The 17,589-nt window shown below is 65.7% G+C and carries 15 protein-coding genes; 7 read left to right on the forward strand and 8 right to left on the reverse strand.

Going from position 1 to position 17,589, the window contains the following annotated elements; genetic code table 11:
• Positions 1-76: 76 nt before the first annotated feature.
• The 6 genes from OKW76_RS03530 (at position 77) to OKW76_RS03555 (ending at position 6,010) form a co-directional block, all read left to right on the forward strand.
• Complete coding sequence (locus OKW76_RS03530) at positions 77-985, forward strand: PAS domain-containing protein (RefSeq protein WP_265551199.1); 909 nt, start codon at positions 77-79, stop codon at positions 983-985.
• A gap of 110 nt (positions 986-1,095) precedes the next feature.
• Positions 1,096-1,761: a DUF6975 family protein gene (locus OKW76_RS03535; RefSeq protein ID WP_265551201.1), complete on the forward strand. Its 666-nt coding sequence runs from the start codon at positions 1,096-1,098 to the stop codon at positions 1,759-1,761.
• Between the two features lie 90 nt (positions 1,762-1,851).
• A complete protein-coding gene (locus OKW76_RS03540; RefSeq protein ID WP_265551204.1) occupies positions 1,852-2,694 on the forward strand; it encodes an AAA family ATPase in 843 nt (280 codons plus the stop codon).
• A 99-nt stretch (positions 2,695-2,793) separates the two neighbouring features.
• Positions 2,794-3,354, forward strand: a complete 561-nt coding sequence (locus OKW76_RS03545; protein WP_265551206.1) for a CHAP domain-containing protein — start codon at positions 2,794-2,796, stop codon at positions 3,352-3,354.
• A 39-nt stretch (positions 3,355-3,393) separates the two neighbouring features.
• Complete coding sequence (locus OKW76_RS03550; RefSeq protein ID WP_265551208.1) at positions 3,394-4,794, forward strand: glycosyltransferase family 39 protein; 1,401 nt, start codon at positions 3,394-3,396, stop codon at positions 4,792-4,794.
• 40 nt (positions 4,795-4,834) lie between these two features.
• Entirely contained in the window at positions 4,835-6,010 is a 1,176-nt protein-coding gene (locus OKW76_RS03555; protein ID WP_265551210.1) for a vWA domain-containing protein, read from the forward strand.
• 14 nt (positions 6,011-6,024) lie between these two features.
• Here OKW76_RS03555 and OKW76_RS03560 read toward each other — a convergent pair whose 3' ends face one another.
• Positions 6,025-6,318: an Hpt domain-containing protein gene (locus OKW76_RS03560; RefSeq protein ID WP_256507155.1), complete on the reverse strand. Its 294-nt coding sequence runs from the start codon at positions 6,316-6,318 to the stop codon at positions 6,025-6,027.
• Between the two features lie 76 nt (positions 6,319-6,394).
• Here OKW76_RS03560 and OKW76_RS03565 point away from each other — a divergent pair, with 76 nt between their 5' ends.
• A complete protein-coding gene (locus OKW76_RS03565; RefSeq protein WP_265551211.1) occupies positions 6,395-8,674 on the forward strand; it encodes a hypothetical protein in 2,280 nt (759 codons plus the stop codon).
• 174 nt (positions 8,675-8,848) lie between these two features.
• On the opposite strand, the gene OKW76_RS03570 is transcribed toward OKW76_RS03565, so the two are convergent.
• The 7 genes from OKW76_RS03570 to nuoL all read right to left on the reverse strand — a co-directional run bounded on the left by OKW76_RS03570 (position 8,849) and on the right by nuoL (position 17,507).
• Entirely contained in the window at positions 8,849-9,121 is a 273-nt protein-coding gene (locus OKW76_RS03570; RefSeq protein ID WP_265551212.1) for a DUF1467 family protein, read from the reverse strand.
• Between the two features lie 4 nt (positions 9,122-9,125).
• Entirely contained in the window at positions 9,126-10,766 is a 1,641-nt protein-coding gene (locus tag OKW76_RS03575; protein WP_265551213.1) for a ribonuclease J, read from the reverse strand.
• 132 nt (positions 10,767-10,898) lie between these two features.
• On the reverse strand, positions 10,899-11,693 hold the full coding sequence (locus tag OKW76_RS03580; protein WP_265551215.1) for a type III pantothenate kinase: 795 nt from the start codon (positions 11,691-11,693) through the stop codon (positions 10,899-10,901).
• Positions 11,694-11,714: 21 nt separating this feature from the next.
• The gene (locus OKW76_RS03585) at positions 11,715-12,416 is read right to left on the reverse strand and encodes a biotin--[acetyl-CoA-carboxylase] ligase (protein WP_265552748.1); all 702 of its coding nucleotides are present in this window, start codon (positions 12,414-12,416) and stop codon (positions 11,715-11,717) included.
• Positions 12,417-12,421: 5 nt separating this feature from the next.
• Positions 12,422-13,867, reverse strand: coding sequence for an NADH-quinone oxidoreductase subunit NuoN (nuoN, locus tag OKW76_RS03590; RefSeq protein WP_265551218.1), 1,446 nt, complete (start codon positions 13,865-13,867; stop codon positions 12,422-12,424).
• A complete protein-coding gene (locus tag OKW76_RS03595) occupies positions 13,867-15,447 on the reverse strand; it encodes an NADH-quinone oxidoreductase subunit M (RefSeq protein ID WP_265551220.1) in 1,581 nt (526 codons plus the stop codon). The genes nuoN and OKW76_RS03595 overlap by 1 nt, the downstream gene beginning before the upstream one ends.
• Positions 15,447-17,507, reverse strand: a complete 2,061-nt coding sequence (gene nuoL, locus OKW76_RS03600; RefSeq protein WP_265552752.1) for an NADH-quinone oxidoreductase subunit L — start codon at positions 17,505-17,507, stop codon at positions 15,447-15,449. The genes OKW76_RS03595 and nuoL overlap by 1 nt, the downstream gene beginning before the upstream one ends.
• Positions 17,508-17,589 lie beyond the last annotated feature (82 nt).

Genomic DNA, 17,589 nt, shown 5'->3' on the forward strand with positions numbered 1-17,589 from the left:
CGCTGATTGCGCAAGATAGCTCCGAAACGGATCGACCGGGTTGCCGATCGGCGCCCGCGCATGGCTTTCTCGGGCCATGGCCGCCGAACCGCTCCAGCTCGATCCCAGCGCTTGCGTCACCGCATCGCAGCTCGTCCGTAATTTCGGCGCATGGCAGGAACGCGCGATCGCGCGGCCGGTGTTCGTCATGCGCCGCGGCCAGCCTAGCCTGGTACTCACTTCGTTCGATCTGATGCGGCGGCTGTGCAGCAGCTACGACGCAACCCAACCTTCCACCGCAGACCATCGTGCGCTGCTGCTCGATGCGATGCGCGAGGCGGTGATCGCGGTCGATCTGGTGGGGGATATCGTCGACACCAATCGCGCCGCGCGGCTGGGCTTTGCGATCGGCGAGGCGGCGGCGCGCGGGCGGCCGCTGGCTCGGTTGCTGCCACCCGCGGTCGCGCAATTCCTGCTCGATCAGGGCGCCCGAACGCGCCGAAAGGCCGCTACCGAGCAGGTCGACGTCGCGATCGCCGAGCGCCATTTCTCGGTCGTGATCGCCCCGCACCCCGACGGCCTGTTGCTGATCTTCGAGGACGTCACGCTCGATGTCGCGGCCGAATCGCTGAGCGCGACGGTCGATGCGCTCGACGAAGCGATCGCGATGGCCGGCGGGGTCGCGGCGCTGCGGCTGAACCTGCGCGGCTATGTCGATCCCCCCGCGCCGCCGCTGGCGATGCTGACCGGGCTGGCCGAAACCGGATCGGCATCGATGCGCTTCGTCACCCTCCTAGACATCCCCTCGCGCGCGGCGGCAAGCGACGCGATCGAGGCGACGCTTCGCGAGGGCAAGGGCCGCCGGCTCGCCGCGCGGATGATCCGCCGCGATGCGCCGCCCGTCCCCGTGCGGATCGGGTTCGCGCCGCAGCGCCGCCATCTGGCGATCGAAGCGATCACCGCGCTGTTGGTGGTAGCCGGTGCCGAAGCTGCGGTGGGCGGGTAAGGCTCTAAACCTGGTATTTACGATATTGCGTTAGAGCGGGGGGCTAGGATCGAGGTGCGCCGCGTTGGCAGCGTCGCCGGCGCTTCGCATTTCATACCACCGGGGGAACCATGCCTTTAGACACCGCGCGGATGATCGGCACCAGCGGCGCTTCGGGCGCGCTGTTCGCGGTGGTCGCAGGCGACGGTACCGCTGGGCATCGCTATCCTGCCACGCTGCGCCAGCCGGCAGCGCCGACGCGCGACGTCACCGACATGCTCCATCTCGTCACGATGCTGCACGGGCGGCTTCCGGGGATCATCGACCATGCCGCGCAGCATACCGACCAGCCCGGCGCCAACGCCTGGCTGAGCGAGGCTGCGGCGGGCTTTACCGAGGAGCGCCGGACGCTGGCGATACTCGTCGCGGCATCGGGACCGCTTCCCAGCACCCCCGGCCAGGCCGAGAGCGAGGCCGCAGTGATCGCGCAGCACCACGCGTTCGACATGCTGTCGCAATCCGATCGGCGCGGCTGCGCGCTCGGCACCGCGGCGGCGCTGGTACTCGATTGGCACGCCGTGCGGATGATCCTCGATCGCGCGGCGAGCCGAATGGGAATCGACATCGACGCAGCAGTACTCTCCTCGCCGGTCGATACCGCAATGATGCTCGACGGTTTCGCCGCGACCCCCGCCATCGAACGCGCGTTGCTGTTCGGCGCGCAGCAGTTCGTGGCGCAGCAACGCGGGCTTTGGAGCCTGCTCGAGGCGCGCGCGATCGCCCGCAACCACAGCTGATCCGCGCCGCGGGTTGCGCCGCGCGCGCGCTTGCTCCCCCACGCGCTTGCTCCTAAGTCCCGGGATATTCGAGATCGGACGGGGACGGCGATGCGCTTCGAAGGCACCAGCGACTATGTGGCGACCGACGACCTGAAGGTGGCGGTCAATGCCGCCGTCACGCTGCGCCGGCCGTTGCTCGTCAAGGGCGAGCCCGGCACCGGCAAGACCGTGCTGGCCTATGAAATCGCCCGCGCGGTCGACGCGCCGCTGATCGAATGGAACGTAAAATCGACCACCAAGGCGCAGCAGGGGCTCTACGAATATGATGCGGTAGCGCGGCTCCGCGACGGCCAGCTCGGCGATCCGCGCGTCAACGACATCGGCAATTACATCCGCCGCGGCAAATTATGGGAAGCCTTCACCGCTCCCAAGCTACCGGTGCTGCTGATCGACGAGATCGACAAGGCCGATATCGAATTCCCCAACGATTTGTTGCAGGAACTCGATCGGATGGAATTCCATGTCTACGAGACGGGCGAGACGGTGAAGGCCGTCGAACGCCCGATCGTCGTCATCACCTCGAACAACGAGAAGGACCTGCCCGACGCGTTCCTGCGTCGCTGCTTCTTCCACTATATCAAATTTCCCGATCGCGCGACGATGCAGGCGATCATCGACGTCCATTTCCCGCGCATCCAGCAACTGCTGGTCAACCGCGCGATGGATATCTTCTACGACCTGCGCGAGGTCCCCGGGCTCAAGAAAAAGCCTTCGACCAGCGAATTGCTCGATTGGCTCAAGCTGTTGCTGCACGAGGATATGCCGCTCGAAGTGCTCCAGTCGCGCGACCCGACCAAGGCGATCCCGCCGCTCCACGGCGCGTTGCTCAAGAACGAGCAGGACGTGATGCTGTTCGAACGCCTCGCCTTCATGGCGCGCCGGCAAGGCTGACGCGTTCAGCCGCCATTTGGTTACCTTGGCTTAACTATTCCCGCCAATAGAATGGCTACCGGTCGCGTGTGATGTAGCGGCGGGTAAAGGGAGTAGGCGATGCGTAGGTTCGCTGCGATCTCGATGATGCTGGCGGTCGCGCTCTCGGCACCGGCAGCGCAGGCACGGTCGATCATCCAGGACTATGTCGGCGAATGCGTTCCCTTCGCGCGCGCAGTGTCGGGCATCCAGATCTGGGGCAACGCGCATACCTGGTGGGAGCAAGCCGCAGGCAAATACGACCGCGGCGATCGCCCGCGGATCGGCGCGGTGCTCGTCTTCGCCAACACCGACCAGCTCAAATTCGGCCATGTCGCGGTGGTCAGCCGGATCATCGAGGATCGCACCGTGATGGTCACCCACGCCAATTGGTCGCGCATCGGCGGCAAGCGCGGCCGCGCCGAACAGGACGTGACCTTGTTCGACGTATCGCCGCGCGGCGATTGGAGCCGGGTGAAGGTGTGGTATCGCGACAGCGACGGCCTGGGCGGCAGCAGCTACCCCGTCTACGGCTTCATCTATGGCAAGGGCGGCAAGGCGCCCCCTGCCCGGCCCGCCCCCGAACTCACCAGCGCCCGCCCCGATTATGTCGGATCGCTGATCGACGCCTACGCTCGCTAACTTACGCCTCCTTAACCATGAAGCCGATACGTCCGGGACATGGCGAACCGGAACACAGCGTCGCAAAGCATCGAATATGCTGCGCTCTTAGTCATCGTGGTGATCGCGATTGCGGGTCGCATGGCATATGCCACGGGCGGTCTTTGGCTCGACGAAGCCTGGTCGGCGATCCATGTCTATCGGACCGGATCGATCTTGGGTGTCTTCACATCGATCAATCACGATAATAATCATCACCTGACCTCGGTTTGGCTACAACTCCTCGGCCCGCAGGCATCGCCGCTGGCCCAGCGGGCACTATCGATTGTCTCGGGCGCAGCGAGCGTAGCCGTGGCGGCAGCGATTGGCCGTCGGACCAGCAACGTCGCGGGCTTGGTGGCGGCAACCTTGTTCGCCGTATCGCCGGTATTCGTCACCTATGGCGCCGAAGCGCGGGGCTATGCCTCGATGACGCTGATGGTATTGGTGGCGATCCTGCTGGTCGATCGATGGGCGGCGGGGGAGGCACCGCCGCCGCGCGGGCCGCTGGCGATCGTATTCGCGATCGGCATGCTTTCACAGCTGACGATGTTGTTTGCCTTTTTCGCGATCGGCGGCTGGATCCTCTTCGTGCAACTCGAACGCGCGCGCGGCTGGGCGAGCGTTCGACGAACGCTCGAAATGACCTCCCCCGCCTTGATCGCAATTCTTGCGATCCTGTCGCTGGTGTTCGTCGCACCGATGATAGACGGCAAGGGCATGAGCGTGGGCGCGTATGTGCCATTCACCTGGGCGGCGTATCGCGAGGCGATGATCGGACTCACCGCACACTTGGTCGGTGCACCGCTCCTGCATTCGTGGCCCATCGCAGCCATCCTCGCTTCGCTGGCGGTAGCCGTCGGTATCGCGCTGCCGCGGCGCAGCTTCTATGTGCTCGCCATATTGTGCTTTCCACTCGCGATTGCGGTGCTGCAACCCGCCAATCCAAGTAACGGCCGATATTATATGCTGGTGGCTATCGCCACGCTCGTGATGTGGTCCGACCTGGCGGCGTGGGCATGGCAGCGCGGAACCGGCTTTCGCTACGGGTGCGCAGCACTCTTCTTAGCGTTGGTTGCAGCAAGCATCTCGGTCGACCTTGCGCTGATCCGCGACGCCCGCGGCGATCCCGATGGCGCGATCCGCTGGATCGCAGCAGGCTCACCGGAGGGAAGCTCGGTCATGCTCGAACGAAAAATGGGTAGTGCCGTCTACGAGGTAGCAAGTCGCCGCTCCGGCTATGCGCTACACATCTATATCAACGGTTGCGCACCCGCCGCCTATCTGATCGTTCACCGATTTCGCGCCGAGTCCTTCGGCGACCATTCGTCTTATTGCGGCCATGCCTGGCGCCGGATTGCCGAGGATAGATCGGAAGGCCTGTCCGAAGAAGGCTGGCGGCTATACCAACGCATCGACTGACCGCTTGCCCCGCACGTCATCGCGCGCCACACCCTGCTCCATGTTCCACGGCTTCATCGACGCGCTGCGCGCCGCCGGCATTCCCGCCAGCCTCAAGGAGCATCTGGTCCTGCTCGAAGCGCTCGATCGCGAGGTGATCGAGCGCACCCCCGACGCCTTCTACTACCTCGCGCGCGCCACCTTCGTGAAGGACGAAGGGCTGCTCGACCGTTTCGATCAGGTCTTCGCGCAGGTCTTCCGCGGCGTCGTCGCCCCCGAAACCGACGGCACTACCATCCCCGACGAATGGCTCCGCGCGATCGCCGAGAAATATCTGTCCCCCGAAGAAATGGCGACAATCGAATCGCTCGGCAGCTGGGACGAGATCATGGAGACGCTCAAGCAGCGGCTCGCCGAGCAGCAGGAGCGCCACCAGGGCGGCAACAAGTGGATCGGTACCGGCGGCACCAGCCCCTATGGCAATGCCGGCTACAACCCCGAAGGCGTGCGTATCGGCGGCGAATCGCGGCACAAGCGCGCGCTCAAGGTCTGGGACCAGCGCGAATTCCGCAATCTCGACAGCACCAAGGAGCTCGGCACCCGCAACATCAAGGTCGCGATGCGCCGTCTGCGCCGCTTTGCGCGCACCGCGGCGGCTGATGAACTCGATCTCGACGCAACGATCGAGGGCACCGCCAAGCAGGGCTGGCTCGACGTGCATATGCGCCCCGAGCGGCACAATGCGGTCAAATTGCTGCTGTTCCTCGACGTCGGCGGATCGATGGACCCCTTCATCACGCTATGCGAGGAGCTGTTCTCCGCCGCGACCGGCGAGTTCAAGCATCTCGAATTCTTCTACTTCCACAACTGCCCCTATGAGGGCGTGTGGAAGGACAATCGCCGACGCTTCACCCAGCGCACGCCGATGTGGGACGTGCTCCACAAATATGGCCATGATTATAAGCTGGTGCTAGTCGGCGATGCGTCCATGAGCCCCTACGAGATCACCCACCCCGGCGGCTCGGTCGAACATTTCAACGAAGAAGCGGGCGCGGTGTGGATGCAGCGGCTGATCAGTACCTACCCTTCGGCGGTGTGGCTCAACCCGTTGCCCAGGGATCAATGGGGCTATACCCATTCGATCCGGATCATTCGGGAACTGATGAAGGACCGGATGTACCCGCTGACGCTGACCGGCCTCGACCAAGCGATGCGCGAGCTGGGGCGGAAGGCCTAGAGCCGCGGAAACACCTAAAGCCGTTCCACCGCGCGCTTGAGCTTGCGCAGCATCGCGATGTCGCCCACCGGCACCGCCGCCGCCTCGCTCGCCAGCGCCATCAGCCGCACCGCGCCGAAGCTCGCTGCCAGCCCTTTCAGCCGCCACGCCGCCGCGGTCCACGCCTCGCCCGTTTCGGCGACCATCAGCGCGTGGAGCGCGCGCTGCGTGCTGTCTAGAAACGCCTCACGCAGTTCGGCGATCAGCGCGGGCTCGTCGCCCACCGCCGCCGCCAGCGTCGCATCGATTGCACCCGGATCATAAGCCATCGCAACACCTGCTAAACCGTTCCCGTTAACGCATGGTTTCGCTATCGCGTTTGCAGAAACATGGTACACGATGGCCATGAACGGGGGTTCAACCATCATCGGTCTGCGCGCTGAGCGCGACCCCGCACCCGAGGAATCGGTGCTGCCGCTCGATCACGAATCGATCTATTTGGGCGAGGAAACCGGCGAGCCCGCCCGGCGCGACACTCCCTGGCCAGCGATCGTCGCCGGCGTTGCGCTGCTCGGCTGGTTCGCCTTCGCGGCGTGGCTGTTGTTCGATGGCGCAGCCGCGGCGTTGCCTCCCGTCGCGCTTGTCCAGCTGATCGCCGCGCTGTGCGTGCCCCCCGCGCTCATCGCCATTCTCTACCTCCTCTCCACCCGCAACGGCCGTGCCGAAGCCCGCCGCTTCGGCGCTACCGCGCACGCGATGCGGGTCGAGGCGGCCAGCCTCGAAGTGCGGATCGCCGCGCTGTCCGACCGGATCGAGGGCAACCGCGCCGCGCTCAACGAACAGGCGCATGCGATGATCGCCGCGGGCGAAGAAGCCAGCGAGCGGCTGCAGCATGTCAGCAATCTCGTCGTGCGCGACGTCGCATCGGTCCACGCCGCTGCGCGCACGCTGGGCGAATCCTCCGACACCGCGGGCAAGCGGCTCGCGGTGCTGATCGCGACGATGCCGCGCGCCAATGGCGAACTGCAATCAATGGCCGAAACGCTCGACCGGCTCGGGCTGGCGGCGGGCGAACAGGTGTCGGCGCTCGACGCGCAACTCGGCGCGCTCGCCGAACGCGGCCGCGTCGCCGATGAAGTCACCGGCAACGCGGCGCAGCGGCTCGCGGCGCATATCGCGCGGATGGAAGCCACCAGCGAAAGCGCGGGCGCGCGGCTCGAAGCCGTCACCGCCGATACCTCGGCGGCGGTCGACGCGGTGCTCGATCGCGCGGCGCAGGCGATCGACGAGGCGCGCCGCGGGATCGCCGCGCAGGGCGACGCGATGATGGCGATGCTCACCACCAACCAGGCGACGCTCGACCGCGTCGGGCGCGAGGGGATGGAGACGCTCGCAGCGCGCCTCGCCACCGTAGAGGAAGCGATCGGCCGGATCGCGGTGGTGCTCGATCGCGAGCGCGACCATGCCGACCTGTTGTTCGATACGCTCGACACCAATGTCGCCAGCGCCACCGCGCAGCTCGACCTGCTCCATGAAACCGGCGTCCGGCGGGCGGGGTCGCTCGCCCAGTCGGTCGCGACGGTCAGCGTCGGGCTCGATGCGATGCGCGATTCGATGCAGGCGGGCAATATCGTCGCCGCAGCGACGATCGAGCGCGCCGAAGGCCTGCTGACCGCGCTCGATGCCGCGGTGCGCGAAATCGACGAGACGCTGCCCCAGGCGCTCGCGCGCCTCGACGCGCGCGTCGGCGAAAGCCGCGCGATCGTCGGCGCCGCCAAGCCCGAACTGCTCGCGCTGGTCAACGCCGCCGCGAGCACCCACGACGCGATCGACGCGATCAACACCACCGTCGGCGCGCAGCGCGACACGCTGGTGGCGCTGTCGGCGGCCTTGGTCGAGGCGCTGGGCACCGGCAGCGAGCGGATCGACGGCATCCAGCAGGCGATCGAAAGTACGATCGCACAGACCCGCGACTTCGCCGACGATGCGGCACCGCGGCTGGTCGAGGCGCTGGTGCGGATCCGCGAAACCGCAGGCGCCGCGACCGAACATGCGCGCACCAGCCTCGCCAGCGTCATTCCCGAAGCCGCGACCCGGCTCGAAACCGCGTCGGTTCAGGCGCTCGCGCGCGCGATCGACGAAGCGGTTACGCGCCAGCTCGGCCTGCTCGGCCAGGCCGCCGACGACGCGGTCCGCGCCGCCAACCGCGCCTCGGCGCAAGTGGGTGAACAGATGGCGAGCATCGTCGAAGCCACCGCACGGATCGACGATCGGATCGAGGAAGCGCGCAGCGAGCGCGAGACCGCCGACCGCGACAGCTTCGGCCGCCGCGTGTCGCTGCTGATCGAAGCGCTCAACTCGGCCTCGATCGACATCGCACGCGCGCTCTCGTCGGACGTGTCGGACACCGCCTGGTCGGCGTATCTGAAGGGCGATCGCGGCGTCTTCACCCGCCGCGCGGTCAAGCTGATCGAACCCGGCCAGCTGCGCGAGATCGCGAACCTCTACGATTCGGACGACGACTTCCGCGACCAGGTGAACCGCTACATCCATGATTTCGAAGCGATGCTGCGCCAGGTGCTGGCGCACCGCGACGGCTCACCGCTGGGAGTGACGTTGCTGTCGTCGGATGCCGGGAAGCTGTACGTGGCGCTGGCGCAAGCGATCGAGCGCCTGCGGGCGTAATTTCTCCCCTCCCTGGAAGGGAGGGGTCGGGGGTGGGTCGAAGCCTGGAGCTACGGAACCCGCAGATCCCGAACAGACCGTATCGCGAGCACTCTACCCACCCCCAGCCCCTCCCTTGCAGGGAGGGGAGCTTCACACCGGCCAGCCCCTCCCTTCCAGGGAGGGGAGCGACCGTCACCGCCCGCGTGCGTTCACAAAGTCGAGCATCTCGGCGGTCACCCACCCATTCACGTAATTCGCGTAGAACGCACCGAACAGCACCGCCGACACGATCGTCGTCAGCAGTGCCACCCGCCCGGCGTTGAAATGCGTCGGCGCGCTGTCGGCCTGGCCCGGTATCCGGTCGATCCCAGCTTCTTCGGTGGTCCGCACGCCGAACGGCAGCACGAAGAACACCGACAGCGCCCAGAAGAGGAAGTAGATCGCCATCGCCGATTGCCAGGCCATCGCGTCAGCCCTCGATCATCAGCACATCGACCACGGGCTTCTTGCCCGTCCAGCGCGTCGCGACGCGCCGCGCGGCGAGGCGGATCGCCTCGGTCCGCTTCTCGGCGTTGCGCTCGTTGGTTGACAGCACCTTGATCACCGCGCCCTGGACTTCGGCGAGGAAGGGATCGCGATCCTCCTCGACCGGTACGCCCTGCACGCAGACCTTTGGTTGGCCGATGATCCGGCCGCCCTTGCCGATCGCGACCGCGACCGACATCTGGCCATAGGTTGCCAATCGGCGGCGTTCGTTGATCGTCGATCCGTCGGCGGGCAGGATGACGTCGCCGTCGAGCAGCAGCCGCCCGACCGTCGCAAAGCCGATCCGCTTGGGCTCGCCCGGCGACAGCCGAAGCACATCGCCGTTCTTTTGCACGACCGAGCGCTTGATGCCCTGTGCCGTTGCAAACTTGCCATGCTCGGTAAGGTGACGACCTTCGCCATGCACCGGCACCACCATCTGCGGGCGGATCCACTTGTACATCTTGGCGAGCTCGGGACGCCCCGGATGCCCCGACACATGGACATGCGCCTGCTTGTCGGTGATCAGTTCGATCCCGCGCTCAGCGAGCGTGTTCATGATCCGGCCAATCGCGACTTCGTTGCCAGGAATCTGCTTCGACGAGAAGATCACCCGGTCGCCCGATTCGAGCTTTAGCTGGTGGCTGCCCGACGAGATGCGCGCCAGCGCGGCGCGATCCTCACCCTGCCCGCCGGTGCCGATGATCAGGAGCTTGCCGCGCGGCAACCGCATCGCGGTGTCGAAATCGACCGTCTCGGGGAAGTCCTTGAGATAGCCCGTCGCCTTGGCGACCTTCAGGATGCGGTCGAGCGAACGCCCGGCGACGCACACCTGCCGACCATTGGCGATTGCGCAGCTTGCGAGCGTCTGGAGCCGCGCCGCGTTCGAGGCGAAGCTGGTGATCAGCACGCGGCGCCCCTCGGCGCGTGCGATCTCGGCGTGCAGCCCGGCGCGAACGTCTTCTTCCGAACCCGATGCGGTTTCGTTGAGCACGTTGGTCGAATCGCACATCATCGCCAGGATGCCCTTGTCGCCGATCGCGGTCAGCTGTTCGGGGCTGGCGGGGGTGCCGACCTGCGGATTGGGATCGAGCTTGAAATCGCCGGTGTGGAACACGCGGCCATATTTCGTCTCGATCACCAACGCGCTCGGCTCGGGGATCGAATGCGCCATCGGGACGAAGCTGACGCCGAACGGCCCCACCTTCACGCTGCCGCCGATCTCGATGATCTTGAGCTTCACCTGCTTGGCGATGCCCTCTTCCTCGAGCTTGCCGCGGATCAGCCCCGCGGTGAACGGCGTCGCATAGATCGGCACGCCGAGGTCGGCGGCGAAATAGGGCAACGCGCCGATATGGTCCTCATGCCCGTGGGTGATGACGATGCCCGCCAGATCGGCGACGCGATCCTCGATGAATTGCAGGTCGGGCAGGATGATGTCGATTCCCGGATAGGCGGGATCGGCGAAGGTCACGCCGCAATCGACCATCAACCATTTGCCGTCGGCGCCATACAGGCTGACGTTCATGCCGATTTCGCCCGAGCCGCCAAGTGCGACGTAGAGCAGTTCTTTTCCTGGAGTCACTTCGTTCCTGTTCTTGCTTCTAGTGGAATGGAGGCTCCCGCCGCCGCCCGATGCCTGAGCTTGTCAAAGCGCCGTTGCCGGCGGCGCTTTGACAAACGCACGAGGGGGAAGATGGCGGAAGCCGTTTCGGTGCTATACCGATCCTTGCGCTATATGGTGACGCGACCACAGAATCGCCAGCCCCTGAATGGTCAGGTCCGATTCGATCGTGTCGAATGCGTCGGTTTGTTTCTCGAACAGCATCGCCAGGCCGCCGGTGGCGATCACTTTCACGGGGCGACCGATCTCGGCGCGCAGCCGTGCGACCAGCCCCTCGATCATCGCGATATAGCCCCAATAGATGCCGATATGCATCTGGTCGACGGTCGTACGGCCGATGACGCTGGCATTATCGGGCGCCTCGATCGCGATCCGCGGTAGCTTGGCGGTCGCGCTCACCAGCGCGTCGAGCGACAAATTGATGCCCGGTGCGATGATCCCGCCCTTGTATGCCCCGGTGTAATCGGCGACGTCGAAGGTGGTCGCGGTGCCGAAATCGATGATGATCAGGTCGCCGGCATGACTCGCATGCGCCGCGATCACGTTGAGCGCGCGATCGGCCCCCACCGCATCGGGTTCGTCGACATCGAGCGCGATCCCCCAGGGTGCGTCGCCCTTGCCCGCGATCACCGCGTCGGTCTTGAAATATTTCGACGCCAGCACCTGCAGGTTATGCAGCGCACGGGGCACGACGGTGCCGACGATCACGCCGGTCACCTGGCTCCGCTCATAGCCTTCGAGCGCGAGCAACTGGCTCAGCCACACCGCATATTCGTCGGCGGTGCGGCGCGGATCGGTGGCGATCCGCCAGCGCGCGCGGATCACCCGATCGGCATCGACCAGCGCGAAGACGATATTGGTATTGCCGGCATCGATCGCGAGCAGCATCGGCCTCACCCCTTCCCGCACTCAAACAAGAAACACATCCCCCGCATGCATGACATGCAGCCGCCCATCGGCCAACCGCAGCATCAGCGCACCGTCACCCGTCAGCCCCTCGAACAAGCCATCGACCGGCTCGCCACCGGGCAAGCCAACGCGAAGCGCGGTGCCCACCGGGTGCGCGCGAGCAGCCCAGCGATCGCGCACGGGCAGGAGCCCCTCGCTGCGCCAGCGCCGAAGCCAGCGCGCAAAGCTCTCGGCAAGCGTTTCGATGAAATCGGCGGGCGCAACCGCAACGCCCTGCGCCGCAAGGCTGGTCGTCGGCCGCTCGGGCAGATCGGGATGGTGCGCCAGGTTCACGCCAATCCCCGCCACCACCGCATCCTCGGCGCGCTCGAGCAGGATCCCGGCAAGCTTGGGGCGCCCGATCAGCAGATCGTTGGGCCATTTCAGCGCGACCCCGCGGTCACCGCCCAGATAGGTGGCAACGACCTCCTCGAGCGCAACCCCCGCCACCAGCGACAGGGTAGCCGCAGGCGGATCGGTCGGCCGAAGCCGCACCAGCGTGCTCGCGTATAAGTTACCCGCCGGCGAGTCCCACGCCCGCCCCTGCCGCCCGCGCCCCGCGGTCTGCCGATCGGCGCGAAGCCAGCTGCCCTCGGGAGCACCCGCCAGCGCCGCCGCCAACAGATCGGCGTTGGTCGAGCCAGTTTCGGCGACGCTGCGGATATCGCTCAGAACAGGGCTCGTGCCGCCAGGACGCTCCAGCCACCTAACAGCGGAATCGCGAAATAGCCGAGCGGCGAGATGAACGCCGCGGTCACCGCGATGATGCCGTTCTCGACCACGCTGCCGCTGCGCGGGAACGCAGGCGCCGGCGCGTCGAAATACATCGTCTTGATGACACGCAGATAATAATAGGCGCCGATCACCGATGCGGCGATGCCGATCACCGCCAGCGGGAACAGCCCCGCCGAAACCGCAGCGTCGAACACCGCGAACTTGGCGTAGAAGCCGAACAGCGGCGGGATACCCGCAAGGCTGAACATGAACATCGCCAGGGCCAGCGCGAGGCCGGGCCGCGTCTGCGACATGCCCGACAGGCTGCTCAGCGTCTCGACCGGCACGCCGTCATCGTCGCGCATCTGCAGCACGATCACGAAGCTGCCCAGCGTCATCGCGACATAGATCGTCATATAGACCAGCACGCTCGCCACGCCCTGTTCGGTGCCTGCGGCCAGCCCGATCAGCGCGAAGCCGACATTGTTGATCGACGAATAGGCGAGCAGCCGCTTGATGTTGGTCTGGCCGATCGCCGCGACTGCACCGAAGATGATCGACGCGAGCGATGCGAAGATCACGATCTGGCGCCATTCGAGCAACGCCGGTCCCATCGCCTCGGTAGCGACGCGAACCGCAAGCGCGACCGCGGCGACCTTCTGCGCGGTGGCGAAGCTGATCGTTACCGGGGTCGGCGCACCCTCGTACACATCGGGGGTCCACATGTGGAACGGCACCGCGGCGATCTTGAAGGCGAGGCCGGCAAATACGAACACCAGCCCGAACAGCAAGCCGGTCGACGTACACGCGGCATAGGCCGCCGCGATGTCGGCATAGATCGTCGTGCCGCTGAAGCCGTACACCAGGCTGATGCCGTAGAGCAGGATGCCGCTGGCGAGCGCGCCGAGGATGAAATATTTGAGGCCGGCTTCGGCCGACCGCTGGTCGCGCCGCATGAAGCTGGCGAGCACATAGGCGGCAAGGCTCTGGAGTTCGAGCCCGACGTACAGGCTCAGCAGGTCGCCTGCCGACACCATCATCCCCATGCCCACCGCGCTCAGCAGGATCAACACCGGATATTCGGGGCGCAGATCGTCGCCCGAGGTCTGCTGGAAGAAGCGCGGCGCGATCACGATCGCCGCTGCCGATGCGATATAGATCAGCACCTTGGCAAAGGTGCCGAACGCATCGGCGCGGTACAAGCCGTCGAACACCTCGCCGCCGCTCGACGCCGGGCCGAGCAGCGAAATGCCGGCGCCCAGCAGCACCGCAACCGACGCCCAGCTCACCGCACGGGTCGATGCCTGCCCGCCCCAGGCGGCGACGAGCATCAGCACGAGCGCGCCGATCGTCAGTACCAGTTCGGGAAGGATCAGCAGCAATTGGCTAGCGTAGGACATCAATGCTCTCCGCCTTCGGCACCGGCCGAATGCGCATAGGCGCCCGCTTCGGCCTCACGCTCGGCAATCGCCGCGCGGGCTTCGGGGGTACCGGGGGTCGGACGCGAATCGCTCGGCGGCGCAGCGCGATCGAGGCGCGCCAGCAACGTCGTCACATCGGCGCGCATCGGCGCGAGGAACGGCTCGGGATAGACACCCATCCACAGCACCACCGCTGCGATCGGCGCCAGCAGCGCGATCTCGCGCCCCGACAGATCGGGCATCGCGCGGACATCGTCCTTGGTCAGCTCACCCCACACAACGCGGCGGTACAGATACAGCATATATGCCGCGCCCAGAATGATGCCGGTGGTGCAGAGCAAAGCGATCGTCGTCGACACCTGATAGGTGCCGGCAAGGCTCAGGAACTCGCCGACGAAGCCCGAGGTGCCGGGCAGTCCGATCGACGCCATCGTGAACAGCAGGAAGAAGATCGCGTAGCGCGGCATGTTGTTCGCCAGCCCGCCATAGCGCCCGATCTCGCGGGTGTGCAGCCGATCGTAGATCACGCCGACGCACAGGAACAGCGCCGCGGATACCAGGCCATGCGAGAGCATGACGATCATCGCGCCCTCGATCCCCTGCTGGTTGAACGCGAACAGGCCGATCGTGACGATCGCCATATGCGCGACCGACGAATAGGCGATCAGCTTCTTCATGTCGGACTGCACCAGCGCCACCAGCGAGGTGTAGATCACCGCGACCGCCGACAGCCCGAAGACCAGCCAGGTCAGCTCACCCGATGCTTCGGGGAACATCGGCAGGCTGAAGCGCAGGAAGCCATAGCCGCCAAGCTTGAGCAGCACGCCCGCCAGGATCACCGACCCTGCGGTGGGCGCCTGAACGTGCGCATCGGGCAGCCAGGTATGCACCGGCCACATCGGCATCTTCACCGCGAACGACGCGAAGAAGGCAAGCCACAACCAGGTCTGCACGCCCGCCGGGAAATCATATTCCATCAGCGCCGGGATGTACGACGTCCCCGCATTGACGCTCATATAGAGCATCGCGATGAACATCAGCACCGAGCCGAGCAGCGTGTAGAGGAAGAATTTGTAGCTGGCGTAGATCCGGTTCGCACCGCCCCAGATGCCGATGATCAGATACATCGGGATCAGGCCACCTTCGAAGAAGATGTAGAACAGGAACAGGTCCTGCGCCGCGAAGGTGCCGATCATCAGCACTTCGACCAACAGGAACGCCGCCATATATTCGGGCACGCGGTTCGTGACCGCGGTCCAGCTGGCGCCGATGCAGATCGGCATCAGGAACACGCTAAGCATGATCAGCATCAGCGCGAAGCCGTCGATCCCAAGTGCCCAGGCGAAGCGCCCGAACAACGGGGCATATTCGACGAACTGCCACTGCGCCGCGGCGCCGCCGATGTCGAAATTAGCCCAGAGCACGCAGCCCAGCACGAAGTCGATCAGCGTCGCGATTAGCGCGGTCAGCCGCGCGGTCTTGGCATCGACGAACAGGCACGCGATCGCCGCGAGCACGGGAACGGCGAGCATTACCGAAAGAATGGGGAAGCCTTCCATCAGCCTTGCCCCGCAATGGCCCAGGTGACCGCGGCGGTGAGCCCGATCAGCATGACGAATGCATAGGAATACACATATCCCGATTGAATGCGGCCCGCGAGCCGGCTGGAAAGCGACACGACCGCCGCCGACCCGTTGGGGCCGAACCGATCGATCGTGCCTTCGTCACCCGCCTTCCAGAAGAAGCGGCCGATGGCGAAGGCCGGACGTACGAACAACAGGTCGTACAGCTCGTCGAAATACCATTTGTTGAGCAGGAAGCCGTAGAGCACGCGGAAGGTTTCGGCGAACTTCGCCGGGAACTCGGGCGAGCGGATATACGCCAGCCACGCGATCACCAGACCGATGACCATCACGATCGTCGCCGCCAGTTTCACGAACAACGGCACTTCGTGCATGTTATGCGCCAGCGTCGAATCGAAGAAGATCGATCCCTTCCAGAAGGTCGCACCCGCCTCGGGCTCGAGGAAATAATGGTGGAAGCCGAAGCCTGCCGCCACCGCGCCGACCGTCAGCACCAGCAGCGGGATCAGCATCGCCATGCCGCTCTCGTGCGGGTGATAGCCGCCGGTGCCGGTCTTCACCTCATGCGCGCCGGGCGCATGCGCGTCGGGAGCATGGCCTGCATCCTCGTGCGCAGGCTCTTCGTGATGGCCGTGCGAGTCATGCAGCGCGTGCTGGATATGCTCCGACGCGGCCCAGCGCGGCTTGCCCCAGAACGTCAGGAACATCAGGCGCCACGAATAGAAGCTGGTGAGCAATGCCGCCAGCGTGCCGACCCAGAATGCGCCCTGCCCTTCGGCACCCGAAGCCCATGCGGCCTCGAGGATCGCGTCCTTCGAATGGAAGCCGGCAAAGCCGCCGATGCCGTAGATACCGACGCCGGTGATCGCGAGCGTTCCCGCCAGCATCGTCCAGAAGGTCACCGGAATCGATTTCCGCAGGCCGCCATAGAAGCGCATGTCCTGCTCATGGTGCATCGCATGGATGACCGAGCCCGCGCCCAGGAACAGCAGCGCCTTGAAGAAGGCGTGGGTGAACAGATGGAACATCGCCGCGCCATAGGCGCCGACGCCAGCGGCGAAGAACATGTAGCCGAGCTGCGAACAGGTCGAATAGGCGATCACGCGCTTGATGTCGGTCTGCACCGTGCCGATCGTCGCGGCGAAGATGCAGGTCGCGGCCCCGACGCCGGTCACGACCGCCAGCGCCACTGGCGAGGTTTCGAACATCGGCGACAGGCGGCAGACCATGAACACGCCAGCGGTGACCATCGTCGCGGCATGGATCAGCGCCGACACCGGGGTCGGCCCCTCCATCGCGTCGGGCAACCAGGTGTGCAGGCCGAGCTGCGCCGACTTGCCCATCGCACCGATGAACAGCAGCAGGCACAGGATCGTCATCGTATCGAGGCGATAGCCGAGGAAGCCGATCGTCGAGCCCGCCATCTCGGGCGCGGCAGCGAGGATCTCGGGGGTCGAGATCGTGCCGAACACCAGATAGGTGCCGAAGATACCGAGCATGAAACCAAGATCGCCGACGCGGTTGACGACGAACGCCTTGATCGCGGCAGCCTGCGCCGACGGCTTCTTGTACCAGAAGCCGATCAGCAGATAGCTCGCCAGGCCGACGCCTTCCCAGCCGAAGAACATCTGGACCAGATTGTCGGCGGTCACGAGCATCAGCATCGCGAAGGTAAACAGGCTCAGATACGCGAAGAAGCGCGGCTGATCGGGATCCTCGTCCATATAGCCCCAGCTATACAGGTGAACGAGCGCCGAGACGGTGGTGATGACCACCAGCATGATCGCGGTGAGCGTATCGACGCGCAGCGACCAGTCGATGCTCATCTCGCCCGACTGCATCCACAGCAACACCGGCGTGACGGTCGCCTCGGCGCTGCCGGCGACGAACGACAGGAAGATCGGCCACGACAGCGCGCACGAAATGAACAGCGCGCCGGTGGTGACGAGCTTGGCGGGCACGCTGCCGATCGCGCGATTGCCAAGGCCCGCGACGATCGCGGCGAGCAACGGCAGGAAGACGATGATCGAGATCATGCTCACGCCGGCATCTCACCCATTACCGTGACCCCAGCGAAGGCTGGGGTCTCGTGCGGCAAACGCGCGCTCAAGACGGAAG

The sequence above is a fragment of the Sphingomonas sp. S1-29 genome (assembly GCF_026167545.1).
GTDB lineage: Bacteria > Pseudomonadota > Alphaproteobacteria > Sphingomonadales > Sphingomonadaceae > Sphingomonas.

What these genes read in the sequence shown, in the direction of transcription:
- OKW76_RS03545 (WP_265551206.1), top strand. Translation starts at nt 2,794, where the DNA reads ATGCGTAGGTTCGCTGCGATCTCGATGATGCTGGCGGTCGCGCTCTCG.
- OKW76_RS03595 (WP_265551220.1), bottom strand. Translation starts at nt 15,447, where the DNA reads ATGGAAGGCTTCCCCATTCTTTCGGTAATGCTCGCCGTTCCCGTGCTC.
- OKW76_RS03570 (WP_265551212.1), bottom strand. Translation starts at nt 9,121, where the DNA reads ATGGCCTGGCAATCGGCGATGGCGATCTACTTCCTCTTCTGGGCGCTG.
- nuoL (WP_265552752.1), bottom strand. Translation starts at nt 17,507, where the DNA reads ATGATCTCGATCATCGTCTTCCTGCCGTTGCTCGCCGCGATCGTCGCG.
- OKW76_RS03540 (WP_265551204.1), top strand. Translation starts at nt 1,852, where the DNA reads ATGCGCTTCGAAGGCACCAGCGACTATGTGGCGACCGACGACCTGAAG.
- OKW76_RS03555 (WP_265551210.1), top strand. Translation starts at nt 4,835, where the DNA reads ATGTTCCACGGCTTCATCGACGCGCTGCGCGCCGCCGGCATTCCCGCC.
- OKW76_RS03580 (WP_265551215.1), bottom strand. Translation starts at nt 11,693, where the DNA reads ATGCTGCTCGCGATCGATGCCGGCAATACCAATATCGTCTTCGCGCTG.
- OKW76_RS03565 (WP_265551211.1), top strand. Translation starts at nt 6,395, where the DNA reads ATGAACGGGGGTTCAACCATCATCGGTCTGCGCGCTGAGCGCGACCCC.
- OKW76_RS03535 (WP_265551201.1), top strand. Translation starts at nt 1,096, where the DNA reads ATGCCTTTAGACACCGCGCGGATGATCGGCACCAGCGGCGCTTCGGGC.
- OKW76_RS03530 (WP_265551199.1), top strand. Translation starts at nt 77, where the DNA reads ATGGCCGCCGAACCGCTCCAGCTCGATCCCAGCGCTTGCGTCACCGCA.
- nuoN (WP_265551218.1), bottom strand. Translation starts at nt 13,867, where the DNA reads ATGTCCTACGCTAGCCAATTGCTGCTGATCCTTCCCGAACTGGTACTG.
- OKW76_RS03560 (WP_256507155.1), bottom strand. Translation starts at nt 6,318, where the DNA reads ATGGCTTATGATCCGGGTGCAATCGATGCGACGCTGGCGGCGGCGGTG.
- OKW76_RS03550 (WP_265551208.1), top strand. Translation starts at nt 3,394, where the DNA reads ATGGCGAACCGGAACACAGCGTCGCAAAGCATCGAATATGCTGCGCTC.